Consider the following 13,905-nt stretch of genomic DNA (forward strand, 5'->3'; position numbering starts at 1 on the left):
GGTCCGTTCTGGACACATAGGTTACGGTTTATTCCTGAGACATAGGTAACACCTTTGGGCCGAAGGGGTTCGGCAGTGGTTCGAGCCTGCATGTCTCGTCATCGAAGTATCCCAGATCGTAATCCATGAAGCTTGCGAGCCAGATATGGTCTTCGACCTGTTTGATTCCAACGGCCTGTCCGGCAAAAACCAGGCTGAGATTGATCTTCTTTCGTTTGTAACAGATGCGGCCGCATGTTGTGACGGTCACGGTCTGGTCGTGGAACGGATAGTCGAGCTCCGGCAGGCCGTGATAAGGTCGTGATGAAGCGTGGTAGCGCTCTGCCGGGCAAGCCATATTGAGGGCCTGGTGTGGCCGCTCGGTGTTAAATTCTTCGACGAAGTCGTCAAAGCGGGCCTGCTGCTGCAGGAAATTGGCGCCGGCCGGCTTGGTGGTTTCCAGCTTGAGTGTGAGATGCATGCGTTCGTGGCGGCCGTTCTGCTGCGGATTGCCTGGCTTGATGCGTTCGATGTCGATACCGAGCCGGAGCCACCAGACCGCCAGTCGCGACAGATTGAACAAGCCGTTGGGACTGGCGAAGGGGACGCCATTGTCGGTTCTGATCGCTCCGGGCAGGCCGAACTCCTTGAAGACGCTCTCGAACACGGTGAAGGCGTAAACTTCCTTCGTCGTGTGCAGCGCTTCGCAAGCCAGGAGATAGCGGCTAGCGAAGTCGGTGATCGTCAAGGGATAGCAGTAGCGCTTGTCGGCGAGCATGAACTCGCCCTTGTAATCGGCGCACCACAGGTCGTTGGCCTGGCGGGGTTGGGAGAGCGGCGTGCCTTCCGCCCTGTTGCGCCGTCGCTTGCGGTGCTGGACCAGCCCGTTGCGGTCGAGCACCGCATGCACGGTCGAGATCGCCGGCGTTTGCACGTCCGGATAAAGCCGCGCCAGTCGTTCCCTGATCTTCGGTGCGCCCCAGTTCGGCTTCTCCTGCTTGGCACGCACAATCAGCTTCTCGATTTGGAAAGGAAGCTGATTGGCGTGCCGGTAGGGACGCCGCGAGCGATCCGTCAGTCCTTCCAGCCCGCAGGCATTATAGCGGCTGATGATCTTGTGGCCGGTCTTGCGGGAGATGCCGAACTCGCGGCATAGCGCCGCGATCTTCTCGCCATCCAGAACCCGCGCAACGAATTTGAGACGCTCGTCCATGCGGTTACACTCCTGCCAAGGCACCTTCGCTCTCCTCGCAAAGGCCAAAAGTGTAACCCATGTCTCCGGTATGAACTGTCACCCTTCTCTCGGGAAGGACATATTGCGCAATGAAATCAAGCGGTTAGCACATCAGAGAATTCGAAAACGGAACACTTTTTCGGTGCATAATTCCGGATCAGCGGCTGGGCGTCCCATCAGCACGCGGTTGCTTTCCTTGTTGCCGCACTCGCATCGGACTTGCTACGGGCTTACAGCCATCATGAATTTCCGCCCCACATCAGTGAACCGCAGTTCCTTAAACATACGAATGCCCGTCTGAATGCTGTTGCCGTGCTCATCTTTGTCAAAGATCGGCTCTTGATTTGTGGCGTCATAGAATGCGGTGACACCCAGTGCATACAAGTGTTGCCCGTAAAACTCGATATTCTCCGGGAAGACGAGACCGTCGCGCGGTATCTCATCAATCTCCATCGCGACGGGACCAAAGCGGTTCGATTTCCGGTCGTAGTCTTGAGTGAATTGCTGGCGGAAAGAACGCCCCTCCCTCTTCTGAAGCGCCCACATGGCATTGAGCAAGGCCGCTTCGTCCGGCGATAGCTGCTTTATGATCTGCGAAAAGGCGGGGTGCGCATCATGAGCGCGCGTCTGATCCATGCTCGTGCTTAAAAGCTGCGAGAACATTTCAGATATCGGGCTGTCCTCTGGTTCATACCGTATGCCTTCAAGGATCGGCCCTAAGATCTGCGGGGGAGGAGGAAGCCGGTTATCTTCCGCAACGCGACCAACAGACTTGTCGAGGAAAGGGCGGAGCTTATCTTGTAGCGCCGCCGCGATCTGAAACGGCGCAAAGACAAGCCGAATGGTTTTCGCGATATCTTCCGCAAGCATTCCAATTTGCCGGGCGGCGGGCTTTGCTAGGTCGTCGTAGGTATCTCTAACTGGGATTTGCTTAGCAACTTCAATGGCTATCGCTGTCGCAAGGTCTATCTCTTCTGCCATCGCCGTCTATCCTGATTCGCGGATGAAGCTACTGTAGCAATAAGCCCGTCTATCTTCACCGGCGAGATCATGTTCATGCCTCCCGCTGGAACTTCGGTTTCCAGCCACGCACTAGGCCGTTACCTATGAGCAGGGAGGCTGTCTCAAGCTGATCATGAAGGAAGGCGGCATCGGCGATCACACTGCGCAGCGCAGCCAGGGCATCCCCGCCGTGAGCATCGAGAATGGCTTGTACGAAGTCTTCTTGGCCGGATGTTATTTCGATGCGCTGGGCCGTTGGTATAGGGGCACTCCTGAGGACAGAATAAGTTCCTATTTTGTTCTCGTTGCCGGGCGAGTCAAGCCCGTCGCATAAAAGTCGTTTGATAGCCGCCATTTGCTCGCGCCATCATCCAAAATCGCAGATGGAGGTGATTCGATGAAGCAAAATTACAGTCTAAAGCATGAACCATTTGCTTTGAAAATGTGAGCGGCGATACGCTTGCAGACGCGCGTAAATCGAACGAAGGATGCCATGGAAAATAGCCAAGATAACAAGGGTCAACGCGTGAACAGAGTTATTCCACTGATATCACTCATACTTATCCCGTTCTTGACGATATTTTTTTCTCACTTCCTTGAGACAGGTAAAGATGACTTCGAACGCTTTCGATATGCTAGCGAAATATTATCAAATGACAAATCTACGACAGAGTTGAAGAATTGGGCGTTGTCCGAGGTATTATCTTATATGGAGAAAAATAACTCCCCTAAGGCAGACATGGATGCCGAGAAGGCAAAGCTATATGCATTAATTGTTGGCCCTATCTTAAACAAAAATAAGGGGATGTATTGCTATAATATTAGCTCTGCGCTTGATCAGATGAAAACCGAAAATCCCAATTTAGCGAATAAGCGAAAAGATTTCATAGATACAGTAAAGTTAGATAATATTAACGTTAAGCAGTCGGACGCGTTGAGAAAATACATAAAAGATTCTATTCAACAAACCAATGATCAAGTTGATTTTGTGATTTCTTCTGTTAAATTGTCATGCGAACAGGTCGATCAAGGTATTGATGATCTAGCAAAGAGACCACCCAATCCGGACAAAAATCACGGAAGATGATGACTGTTTATCTGTTTGAGGTATGTAAACGCCCGCCGATCTCCCCTGGCGGGCATTGTGCCGTTAAGTGACTGGCTTCCTCCAAGTATTGTCTGAGAAAACTCTGCCGCGGCGATTGTTATTCCAACACTTAAATATTGTTTGACCTTTTTCCTCCATCTTGTTCGCCATCATCTCGATACAGGCGATCATGAACCACGCTTCCCAGGAACTGCTGCTTTCCATCGTTGCCCCCTGCCACAATGAGGAGGAGGGGCTCGGGGAATTTTGCCGACGGGCGGTGGCGACGGCGCGGGGGATTGCCGGTGAGGCCTTTGAGATCATCCTGGTGGATGACGGATCGACCGACGGCACCTGGGAGGTGATTGCCTCGGCCGCGGCTGAGACGCCGCAGGTGCTGGGCGTGCGCCTGATGCGCAATCACGGTCATCAGCTTGCGGCGACCGCCGGTCTTGCCGCCTCGCGCGGCGAGCGGGTGCTGTTGATCGATGCCGATCTGCAGGATCCGCCGGAACTGTTGCTGATGATGATGCCGATCATGGATCGCGACGCGGATGTCGTCTATGGCCAGCGTGTGCGCCGGCAGGGGGAGAGCTGGTTCAAGCTCGCTTCGGCTTCGCTCTTTTATCGGCTGCTGTCGCGGCTCGCCTCGGTGGCGATCCCGCGCGATGTCGGTGATTTCAGGCTGATGCGCCGCCGCGTCGTCGATATTCTGCTCGCGATGCCGGAGCGGGATCGCTTCATCCGCGGCATGGTAAGCTGGATCGGCGGCAAGCAGGTGGCACTGCCCTATGAGCGCGATGCGCGCTTTGCCGGCACGACCAAATATCCGCTGCGCAAGATGATCAATTTCGCGCTCGACGCCATCACCAGCTTCTCCACCGTACCCCTGCGCATCAGCACCTGGCTCGGCCTTGCCAGCGCCGGCTGCGCGGCCCTGCTGCTCGTCTATACGCTTATCCGCTGGTTCGCCGGCGAGACGATCGTCGGCTGGTCGAGCATCATGGCGGCAATCACGGCCTTCAGCGCCATCCAGCTCATCTGTATCGGTATCATCGGCGAATATGTCGGCCGCCTGGTGCAGGAAAACAAGCGGCGCCCAATGTTCATGATCGAAAGCCTGCTGCAGGGTGGCCGCTCGCTTGAAATCCCCAGCGACTTCTCCGATCTGGACGCAGCGGGCAAGCGGCGCGCGCTTGACCGTGCCTTGAGCGGCTCCGGCGAGATGGCTGACAATGCGGAGCAGGTGAGGGCGGTCCGCTGATGCCGCAGCCACCGGAAAATGCGGCTGTTTCCGCGACCATGCGCGAAACAGCCGATACGGATGCCGCCATCGTCAGGCAGAGGCCGGGTCTGGCGATTTCAGCCTTTCTGATTCTGGTCGCGATTTTCGTCACCGTTTTCAAATTCCCGCCGATCCTCGATTATCCCAATCATTATGCTCGCATGTGGCTGCTCGCCGGCGGCATCGACACGCCGCCATTTCATCAGATCTATGCGCTCGATTGGAACAGGACCTTCACCAATGTCGGCATCGATCTCGCCGCCTATTGGCTGGGGCCGCTGATCGGCGTTTCGCTGCTGGCGCGCAGCCTTCTTTTCCTGGCGATCGTTCTGCCGCCGCTCGGCGCGATCGCCCTGCACCGGCGCCTGCATGGCGGCGGCTATTATTGGCAGATCGGCATATTATATTTCGCCTGGTGCGCGACGCTGATCGGCGGCTTCATCAATTTCCAGATCGGACTCGGCATGGCGCTGCTTTTCGCAAACGCCGACCACGCCCTGCAATCGCGCAATCCGGCCGTGCTGTTCGTTTGGCGCCTGTTCGCCGGCCTGCTGCTGACGGTCATGCATATCTTTTCGCTGGGCTTCTACATGGCGCTCGTCTGCGGTCTCGAATTCTCGCCGACGGCGGCGGCCTTGAGATCACCCGGTACATTCCTGCGCCTGGGGGGCAGGCTTCTGATCGCGATGCTCGCCTGCACGCTGCCGGCGATCTGCCTGTTTCTCTACCAGCCCGTCTTGCCGGATGGCGGCGGCGGCCTGGATGCCTCCTGGAACGATTCACTCGTGCTGATCCTGGCCAACCTGATGTCCGCGCTGTGGAGCTATGCGCTGCTGGCCGACATGCTGCTCCTGATACCGCTGATCCTCCTCTGCACCTATGCGATGCGCACGCGCCGTCTGACTATTCATGTTGGCATGGCGATCGCCGCCGCCGGCCTGCTGCTTCTGTCCTGCATCGCGCCGCGCCACATGCTCGGCACCGGCTGGATCAGCTGGCGCTTCCCGATCATGACGGCGCTTGCGGCCATGGTGATGATCTGCCCCTTGCCGCGTCTGCCGCGCCGCCAGGCTTTGATCGTCATGCTCGTGCTCTCGACGGTCGTGCTCGGCCGAACCGCCTGGATCGGCTTCAACTGGTGGCAGGGGGATGCAGATGCGGCCGCCGTTCGGGCTGTGCTGGCGTCGGTGCCGGAAGGCGCGGCGGTCCTGCCGGTCATGCGGCAGCCGGATGGGCACGGTTTTGCGGATCATCGCTACTTCGCCTGGAATCAGGATACGTTCCGGCATCTGCCGACGCTTGCCGTCCCCTACGCCCATGCCTTCGTGCCGACGGTCTTCACTGCTAAAGGCAAGCAGCCGTTGACGGTCTTGCCGCCCTGGAGCGGCATCGCCGTACCGGAAGGCAATCTATTCTCCATAGGCCTGCTGGATTGCCCCGATGAAGTCAGGGCCGTCAGCGCCATCGCGCCCTATCTCGGCGATTGGCGGCAGCATTTCGATTTCATTCTGCTCGTCAATGCGGATGTTAGGGATCGCTTCGGCGGTGCCGTGCCGCAAGGCGTGAAGCTCGCCGCCGAAACGCCCTTTGCGAAACTCTATGCCATCGATAGGGCCTTCACGCCGGTGGCAGATGCACCACCGCGCAAAAGCTGCGCCGAGCTTGCCGCAGCACACGGATAAAGCCTCAAAACGCAGACGGGCGGCCCTCTCAGGGCCGCCCGCTGGCATCGTCTCGTGATGAAGCTTTACAGCACCGCGCGTTTCAAGACGCGCCGAGATCGCTGTAATACTTTGAAATGCTGCATAATTGTCCCTTAAATCGATTCCGGTTCAAGGAGTTATGCGGCAGCCTCAGCTTTCCGCTGCTTCTGCCTTTTCCGGCGGAGCCAGAAGCTCGGTGCAATAGGACGAGCCGTTGACACCCGGCTGGTCGCCGAGAATCTTGACCGAGCGGATCTCGTAGCTCTGGTTGGTGACGATATCGGCCTTGCAGCTGAGGGAGCGCTTGCCGGCCTTCTTGCCATCCTTGTTGACGATAGTCACGTTCTTGTAGCCGCCGCGCCAGGTGTAGACGCGGTTGCCGCCTTCGTCGCGGTCGGAGATCGGCGGGCCATAGGCCGCGAAGAAGCGGCCTGCGGATTGGCCCTGCCAGCGATCCTGAACGGGGTTCTTCGCAAGCAGCGGAAGGGCTGCCGTCGTTGTCGTCGTCGTGGTGCTGCAACCGGCGAGCGCCAGCAACAGTCCAGCCGCGGTGATCATGCGGATATTCATCGTGTCGTCCTTGAGCTTCTGTCACGCATAAGGTTGCGGAAAGGCCGCTGTCCCACGGCATTTTCCACCTGTCCCGCTTAGGGCTTTAGCGCCAAAGCCGGCAAAAGAAAATTCCCATCCGCGTGTACAAGCGGGATTTTACTTGATCTGTTGCGTCTTTTGCACGCCGGCAATTCCGTGCCTCGTTTCCTGCCGATTTTCTAGGCAGACGCAGCTGTAATTTTTTCGTCAAAAATCAAAAGGTTTTTTGAGATTGGTGCTTGTGCATCAAAAATGGCTGGTCTATAGAAGCGCCGCTGGTCACGGAGTGTAGCGCAGTCTGGTAGCGCACCACGTTCGGGACGTGGGGGTCGAGTGTTCGAATCACTCCACTCCGACCAGCTTAAAACACTGATCTTCCTCCCGAAAAAATCTCCCACAAAAATGTAATCTGAAATCTTGCCCGAAGGCCGCGTGGCTATCGTCTGATATAGACTTGCTCCTTCTGTTCCGCGACATGCGGCCTGGAGATCGGCTTGCCTGAGATCATCTTCAGCCGCCGCACGGCTGGCTTGGAGCCTGGACATGCGCCTCCGTCTGCATTGCGGCTAACATCAATCCACGCATCAGGCCTGCTTTTGTAAAACCGGCTCTTTTTGTCGCCCGAAGCACTATATACAAGGAAGAGGGACGTGCATCCGACTCGGGCAAGAGTTCGGCTGGCGGTGCTGAAGCGGAGTGACGGAATGGATCTTGTTGACGGGGCGGCCCGAGTGGCCGGGGAGAAATTTGCAGGTAAGCAAAGGCGCCGTGCCGTGGGCTCGGGCGCCATGGGGCGGAGAATGGGGATAGCTACGGGCCTCGGCGTATTGGCGCTGAGCGCGGTGTTTCTCCTCGGCCCCAGCACCAATTCGCTGCGTGCCGCCGATTGCGGGAATGTCGCAGCACCGGGCCTTGATTGGAGCGGCTGCAGCAAGACCAACATCATGCTGCCGAGCAGCGATCTGCATGGCGCCAATCTCGCGGGCGCCCATTTCGACAGCACCGATCTGAGCGATGCCAACCTGACTTCCGCCAATCTCGAAAAGGCGACGCTGGTGCGCGCCTGGCTGAAGAATGCCAAGGCCGACGGCGCGAACTTCGCGAAGATCGAAGCCTATCGCTCCGATTTCACCAACGCCTCCGCCAGTGGCGCTTCCTTTGCCAATGCCGAATTGCAGCGAGCCGAATTTGCCGGTGCGCAGCTCAACAATGCCGATTTTCAGAAGGCCGAGCTCGGACGCGCCGATTTCGACAAGGCTGTGCTGACGGGCGCGAATTTCTCTTTCGCCAATCTATCCCGGGCGACGCTGAACGGCGCCGTGATTGATGGCGCGACCTCCTTCAGCGGAGCCTTCATGTATCTCACCCGCGTTGAGGGGCTCGATCTGTCGAAGGCAAGCGGCTTGCAGCAGGCGCAGATCAATCTGGCCTGCGGGAACAATACGACCATATTGCCCTCATGGCTGAAGGCGCCGTCCAGCTGGCCTTGCCCGCCGGACGAGAAGGACTGACATTTCTCCAAACGGCATCTTCGAAAGGCCAGTTCATGTTCGTGGAAAAAGCGATCCGAAACGACAGCAAGACCGAATTCTATCGCGAGCTTGCCGATCAGCTGAAGGCTTTGCTGGATGGCGAGCAGGATCCGATCGCCAACGCCGCCAATACTTCCGCGCTGATCTTCCAGATGCTGCCGGATCTCAACTGGGCGGGATTTTATTTTCTGCAGCGGGAAGACGAGCTGGTGCTCGGGCCGTTCCAGGGCAAGCCGGCTTGCGTGCGCATTGCGGTCGGCCGCGGCGTCTGCGGGACGGCGCTCGAAAGGGCGCAGTCGATCCTCGTCGAGGATGTGCACGCCTTTCCCGGTCACATCGCCTGCGATGCGGCCTCGCGATCGGAGCTGGTCGTGCCGCTCTTCCGCCATGGAAAAGTCTTCGGCGTCATCGACCTCGACAGCCCGCTTCCAGGCCGTTTCGACAGTGACGATCAGGCCGGCATCGAGGCGCTGGCTGCAATTTATGTCGCTTCATGCAAGGGGAATGGCTGAGGCCGGGAAAGGCCGAACGTCACGCCGTCGTGATCGATATGGCAAATCGCTCATGCGATGCCTATATTGGCTCTGCAAACACTCCCTTAGCGCTGATCGAGCTTCATCCGGCCTTCTCGCGTCCCCTAGAGGACCCGGCCCAGCTCGGAATGCGTGCCGAGGGACATGGAGAACAACAATGGGCAAATACAGCAAGACGGCAGAGGCCATCGCCAAGCTTACCCCTGAACAATATCGCGTGACGCAGCAGAGCGGCACGGAACGTCCCGGCTCCGGTGAATATCTCTATAACAAGCAGCCGGGTATCTATGTCGATATCGTCTCCGGCGAGCCGCTTTTTGCCTCTGCGGACAAGTTCGATTCCGGCTGCGGCTGGCCGAGCTTTACCAAGCCGATCGAACCCGCCAATGTCAGCGAATTGACCGACATGTCGCATGGCATGGTGCGCGTCGAAGTGCGCTCGGCCAATGGTGACAGCCATCTGGGTCATGTTTTCCCGGATGGACCGATCGACCGCGGCGGCCTGCGCTACTGCATCAATTCGGCTTCCCTCCGCTTCGTGCCGCGTGACCGCATGGAGGCAGAGGGCTATGGTGCCTATATCGATCAAGTGGAGGATGTAAGATGACAACGGAACGTGCAGTTCTCGCCGGCGGTTGCTTCTGGGGCATGCAGGATCTTATCCGCCGTTACAATGGCGTCATCTCGACGCGCGTCGGCTATAGCGGCGGCGATGTTCCTAATGCCACCTACCGCAACCACGGCACCCATGCCGAGGCGATCGAGATCATCTTCGATCCGCAGAAGATCAGCTATCGCGATCTGCTGGAATTCTTCTTCCAGATCCACGATCCGTCCACGCGCAACCGCCAGGGCAACGATGTCGGCTTGAGCTATCGCTCGGCGATCTTCTACACCAGCGAAGAACAGAAGCAGGTCGCGCTCGATACGATCGCCGATGTCGACGCTTCCGGCCTGTGGCCTGGCAAGGTCGTCACCGAGGTCGCGCCGGCCGGCGATTTCTGGCAGGCAGAGCCGGAGCACCAGGATTATCTGGAGCGCTATCCGAACGGCTATACGTGCCATTTCGTCCGGCCGGGCTGGAAGTTGCCGCGCCGGCAGGCTGACGCAGCGCAGCGCGCGGCCTCCTGATGGAAGGATCGGCCGGCATCGGCCGGCTGAACCTCTATCTCGGCACATGGGAGGTGAAGCGGCGGATCATCGACCGCTTCAATCGCTCCGTGATTACATTCGAGGGGCAGGCGTTCGTGACGCCTGTCCAGTTCGAGGAACATGGCGATACGCGAAGCGAGCACGCGACGCTGAGAAGCAGCCGCACCTATCGGCTCGATGACGCGCACGACGATCTCGTCGTGCGTTTTCCCAATCTTTCGGAATTCATTCGCCTCGGTGAGGGTGCGTCACAACGCGTCATTCATCTTTGCGGTCCCGATCTTTATCGAGGCCGTTTCTTCTTTCGGACATCCGATGCCTGGGCGGAGATGTGGCATGTGCGCGGGCCCAGAAAAAACTATCTGAGCCTCGCACACTATTGCCGTGTTTGAGCCGAGTTAACGTACCCGTCGCCGTGCCTGAACGGCCTTTGCCAGATCTTCCAGCGTGCGCACCGAACTCGGCCAGTCGATGCAGCCATCGGTGATGCTCTGGCCATAGACCAGGGGCTTGCCCGGCACGAGGTCCTGGCGGCCGGCAACGAGATTGCTCTCCATCATCATGCCTTTGATCCGCCGGTCGCCGGCTGCGACCTGTTCCGCGACCGACGTGACGACGAGCGGCTGGTTTTCCGGGTTCTTGCTGCTGTTGGCATGGCTTGCATCGATGATGATGCGCGGCTCGAGCCCGACCTTGAGGGATTGCTCCGCCGTCGACTGCACGCTGGCTGCGTCATAATTGGGCTCTTTGCCGCCACGCAGGATGATGTGGCAATCCTCATTGCCGCGCGTCGAGGCGATCGCCGCCAGGCCTTCCTTGGTCACCGCCGGGAAGTGATGCGGTTGCGATGCCGCGACGATCGCGTCGAGCGCGATTCGCACATCACCATTCGTGCCGTTCTTGAAGCCGACGGGGCAGGAGAGGCCTGATGCCAGCTGCCGGTGCACCTGGCTTTCCGTCGTCCTTGCGCCGATCGCACCCCAACTCACCAGGTCGGAAATATATTGCGGCGTGATCGTATCGAGATATTCGCAGCCTGCCGGCAGGCCGATCTCATTGACGTCGAACAGCAGCTTGCGGGCGATGCGCAGCCCTTCCTCGATGCGGTAGCTGCCGTCGAGATGCGGGTCGTTGATCAGGCCCTTCCATCCCACTGTGGTGCGCGGCTTCTCGAAATAGACGCGCATGATGATTTCGAGATCATCGGCAAAGCGATCCCGTTGTTCCTTCAGCCGCGCGGCATAATCGAGCGCTGCGACCGGATCATGAATGGAGCAGGGGCCGATGACGACGATCAGCCGGTCGTCTTCGTCGCGCAGGATGTTGTGGACGGCGTTGCGCGCCCCGGTGACGGTCGCCGTCACCGCCTCGTCGCGGGGGATTTCGTCAATGATCCGAGAGGGCGGCGTCAGCGCCGTGATCTCGACAATGCGCAAGTCATCAGTGGAATTCAACACGGTATCGGTTCCTTTAAGGGTCATACCGTAGCGACAAAAAAGCCGCCAGGTAGACTAGCGGCTGTTCGGGTCTTTGCTGTCGTGTCTTTTCTAACTACGCACAGGCCCGCCTCCGCTGAGAGCAGCGGTACGAATAAAATCGCGAGGCATATGCATGGGCGAACGACATGGGATGTCTCTACGACAAAAAATGCTGGATGTCGATGCGTTGATGATAGGGAAATCCGGGCAATTGGCAGCGCGGTTATTCGCTCGGCAATCGATGCGCCCGCGCATGGCGGCCGACGCACGCCATCCGCAAATGAATCGACCCCTTCTCGGGAAGACCGGCCCGACTTCGCTGGAAGTCGGACCGGTCCCCATCCGATCAGGGGTCAAGTCAGATCAGATCTCAGTAAAGTGGTATTAGAAGCTACGCTGGAAGCGCAGGACACCAGCCCACTGGTCCTGATTGATGGAGTCCCAGTTGGTGTAGGAAACTTCCGGGGTGATCTGGAGGTTCTTGACCGGGTTCCAGCGGACGTTTGCGGTTGCCGCGAAGATCTTCGAGTCGGTGTAGGCAACCTGAGCGTTAGCCTGCAGCTTTTCGTTGATCGGAACGGTGACGCCGCCCCAGACAGCCCAGTCGCCCCAGCCGATACCCTTGGCAGCGCCGCCGCCGTTGGCGTTTGCGTACTTGTTCAGCTTGTCGCCGTCGGTGTTCCAGCCGCCCATCACGAAGGCCTTGAGGACGCCGAAGTCGGCATCGACGCGAGCCTTGATGGCGCCTTCTTCGACGATCGAGTCATAACCGCCGACGATCTTGAAGCCGAAGTTGCCAGCCTTGTAACCAGCACCGGCAACGACGTCCGGAGCATAGTGGTCGGAGCTGTCTTCGCCGTTGACGCCCGTAGCGCCCGAACCGGAGTTCGTGTCTTCAACCGAGATCACAGCCGTGAAGCCGTTGCCCGCGTCGTAGTTGTAGGTCAACTGGTTGAGTTCGTACGGACCGTCATTGACCACGTCGTCGTTGATGACGTTGCCGGCGTAACCGATGTACGAGTTGTACTGGGAGTCAGCCTTACCGACGAGGAAGCCGCCGAGGCTGATGTTTGCGAACAGCAGCTTCGTGGTGGTCGCGCCGCCTTCCTGCCAGTCCCAACGGATGACCGTGTTGGTCTTCAGCGGGCCGTATTCGGTGTCGGTCGCAGTGTCGAGGCTCAGATGAGCGCGCGTGTGCCACAGCGTGCCGTTCCGGCTGGTCGGGTTGTAGGCATCGTACCACTTGCCTTCGGTACGGACATAGCCGCCGATCTTGAGGCAGGTTTCCGTGCCCGGAATGAAGAAGTAGCCAGCGCCATATGCGTCGCAGATGCGGACATATTCGAGCGGTTCCGGCTCAGCAGCAACGATAGCGTCAGCCGCGTGAGCGCCAGAAACTGCTGCCAGAGCAGCAGCGGAGCCGAGAAGAAGGCTCTTGATGTTCATAAAAACTCCAATCCAATATAGATTGGGCATAGGCTATCGCGCCGAAAAATCGACGTGCCTTTCCCTATCCCTGTTTAAAAACCCCGACTCGGGAGAAACGGGCCCCACCCGCTTCTGGTCCTTATTAGAGACGAATTCCTATAAAGTTATATGATATATTTTTCTCAAAATGCCTTTTCCGTGGTTTTTAAATTTCAGTTGCAGGAAAGCCACATTTGCAAATGCAGATAGTAAGTAACGCATAATATTGGCTGCGTAATAATCATTTCGAGGTACGAAATGGCCGCCATCGTGATTTCAGTCTTCTTGCGGATACTATGAGATGAGATCGGACGGCAGCGGCTAGTGGCCATTTTGCGTTTTGGCCGCGGCAATTATACTCGACCAGCAGCAGAAAGTGCTCCGTCGAAAGAACCGTTGGTTGTTTCAGGAGGATGCAGGCCGCTTCGAGGCGGAAACGATCAGCCTGCTGAGTGCAGAGCCGATCATGATGCCCCAGAGCCCGCTGGTCATCCCGACGATGATATCGAATGTCGAGCCATAGTTGCCGTCTGCCACGAAATGCGACACGGAAAGCGCAAGCACGCTGCCGATCATCAGAAGGCATGTGAAGGAGGGGGATTGCGGGTAGGCGAGGCGGGCAAGCATGCCCGCTATGCAGAGAGCGCCGGCACGAAAGATATCGAACGGATTGCCAAATGCGGCCTGCCAATTGAAATGCGCAAGCGTTACGCCGATGAGCGCCGCTATGTAGGTCCAGGCAATAGTTTTCAAAAACCGGTCTGATATCATGGGGATATCATATAGCAGCAGCGTATATGAACGCCAGTCTCGTGCCGTTCGGCCGATTGTCCGAGTGCCGATTCGGCGCGCACATTTTATG

The 13,905-nt window shown here is 58.2% G+C and carries 15 protein-coding genes and 1 tRNA gene; 9 read left to right on the plus strand and 7 right to left on the minus strand.

The annotated features are described in order from the left end of the window. Positions 1–28: 28 nt before the first annotated feature. The 3 genes from DQ393_RS02570 to DQ393_RS02585 all read right to left on the minus strand — a co-directional run bounded on the left by DQ393_RS02570 (position 29) and on the right by DQ393_RS02585 (position 2,570). Positions 29–1,216 (minus strand): integrase core domain-containing protein, encoded by a 1,188-nt coding sequence (locus tag DQ393_RS02570; RefSeq protein ID WP_432421976.1) that lies wholly within the window; start codon positions 1,214–1,216, stop codon positions 29–31. A 219-nt stretch (positions 1,217–1,435) separates the two neighbouring features. Continuing rightward, complete coding sequence (locus DQ393_RS02580; protein ID WP_112340249.1) at positions 1,436–2,194, minus strand: DUF4393 domain-containing protein; 759 nt, start codon at positions 2,192–2,194, stop codon at positions 1,436–1,438. 73 nt (positions 2,195–2,267) lie between these two features. Then, complete coding sequence (locus tag DQ393_RS02585; RefSeq protein WP_112340250.1) at positions 2,268–2,570, minus strand: hypothetical protein; 303 nt, start codon at positions 2,568–2,570, stop codon at positions 2,268–2,270. Between the two features lie 138 nt (positions 2,571–2,708). On the opposite strand from DQ393_RS02585, the gene DQ393_RS02590 reads away from it, so the two are divergent. From DQ393_RS02590 to DQ393_RS02600, 3 genes are all read left to right on the plus strand, one after another. Further along, a complete protein-coding gene (locus DQ393_RS02590; RefSeq protein ID WP_112340251.1) occupies positions 2,709–3,302 on the plus strand; it encodes a hypothetical protein in 594 nt (197 codons plus the stop codon). Positions 3,303–3,492: 190 nt separating this feature from the next. Beyond that, a complete protein-coding gene (locus tag DQ393_RS02595; RefSeq protein WP_112340252.1) occupies positions 3,493–4,566 on the plus strand; it encodes a glycosyltransferase in 1,074 nt (357 codons plus the stop codon). After that, complete coding sequence (locus DQ393_RS02600; RefSeq protein WP_432421977.1) at positions 4,566–6,269, plus strand: hypothetical protein; 1,704 nt, start codon at positions 4,566–4,568, stop codon at positions 6,267–6,269. Before DQ393_RS02595 ends, DQ393_RS02600 begins: the two co-directional genes overlap by 1 nt. A 171-nt stretch (positions 6,270–6,440) precedes the next feature. Here the strand turns inward: DQ393_RS02600 and DQ393_RS02605 are convergent, their stop codons facing one another. Beyond that, positions 6,441–6,860 (minus strand): hypothetical protein, encoded by a 420-nt coding sequence (locus DQ393_RS02605; protein ID WP_112340253.1) that lies wholly within the window; start codon positions 6,858–6,860, stop codon positions 6,441–6,443. Between the two features lie 303 nt (positions 6,861–7,163). On the opposite strand from DQ393_RS02605, the gene DQ393_RS02610 reads away from it, so the two are divergent. The 6 genes from DQ393_RS02610 (at position 7,164) to DQ393_RS02635 (ending at position 10,490) form a co-directional block, all read left to right on the plus strand. Next, a tRNA-Pro gene (locus DQ393_RS02610) sits at positions 7,164–7,240 on the plus strand. Positions 7,241–7,681: 441 nt separating this feature from the next. Next, positions 7,682–8,392, plus strand: a complete 711-nt coding sequence (locus DQ393_RS02615) for a pentapeptide repeat-containing protein (RefSeq protein ID WP_245430239.1) — start codon at positions 7,682–7,684, stop codon at positions 8,390–8,392. A 35-nt stretch (positions 8,393–8,427) separates the two neighbouring features. Continuing rightward, on the plus strand, positions 8,428–8,925 hold the full coding sequence (locus tag DQ393_RS02620; protein WP_112340255.1) for a GAF domain-containing protein: 498 nt from the start codon (positions 8,428–8,430) through the stop codon (positions 8,923–8,925). A 178-nt stretch (positions 8,926–9,103) separates the two neighbouring features. Beyond that, entirely contained in the window at positions 9,104–9,553 is a 450-nt protein-coding gene (gene msrB, locus DQ393_RS02625) for a peptide-methionine (R)-S-oxide reductase MsrB (RefSeq protein ID WP_069613810.1), read from the plus strand. Then, the gene (gene msrA, locus DQ393_RS02630; RefSeq protein ID WP_112340256.1) at positions 9,550–10,077 is read left to right on the plus strand and encodes a peptide-methionine (S)-S-oxide reductase MsrA; all 528 of its coding nucleotides are present in this window, start codon (positions 9,550–9,552) and stop codon (positions 10,075–10,077) included. The genes msrB and msrA overlap by 4 nt, the downstream gene beginning before the upstream one ends. Beyond that, positions 10,077–10,490 carry a DUF6314 family protein gene (locus DQ393_RS02635; RefSeq protein ID WP_112340257.1) on the plus strand — a complete coding sequence of 138 codons (414 nt, stop codon included), beginning with the start codon at positions 10,077–10,079 and terminating at the stop codon, positions 10,488–10,490. Before msrA ends, DQ393_RS02635 begins: the two co-directional genes overlap by 1 nt. 6 nt (positions 10,491–10,496) lie before the next feature. On the opposite strand, the gene DQ393_RS02640 is transcribed toward DQ393_RS02635, so the two are convergent. The 3 genes from DQ393_RS02640 to DQ393_RS02650 all read right to left on the minus strand — a co-directional run bounded on the left by DQ393_RS02640 (position 10,497) and on the right by DQ393_RS02650 (position 13,814). Then, positions 10,497–11,579 (minus strand): 3-deoxy-7-phosphoheptulonate synthase, encoded by a 1,083-nt coding sequence (locus DQ393_RS02640; protein WP_181592278.1) that lies wholly within the window; start codon positions 11,577–11,579, stop codon positions 10,497–10,499. 381 nt (positions 11,580–11,960) lie between these two features. Next, positions 11,961–13,022, minus strand: coding sequence for a porin (locus DQ393_RS02645; RefSeq protein WP_112340259.1), 1,062 nt, complete (start codon positions 13,020–13,022; stop codon positions 11,961–11,963). A 426-nt stretch (positions 13,023–13,448) separates the two neighbouring features. Continuing rightward, the gene (locus DQ393_RS02650) at positions 13,449–13,814 is read right to left on the minus strand and encodes a hypothetical protein (protein WP_245430240.1); all 366 of its coding nucleotides are present in this window, start codon (positions 13,812–13,814) and stop codon (positions 13,449–13,451) included. Positions 13,815–13,905: the final 91 nt, after the last annotated feature.

The organism is Martinezella tropici (genome assembly GCF_003287875.1).
In the GTDB taxonomy this organism is placed as follows: Bacteria; Pseudomonadota; Alphaproteobacteria; order Rhizobiales; family Rhizobiaceae; genus Rhizobium; species Rhizobium tropici_C.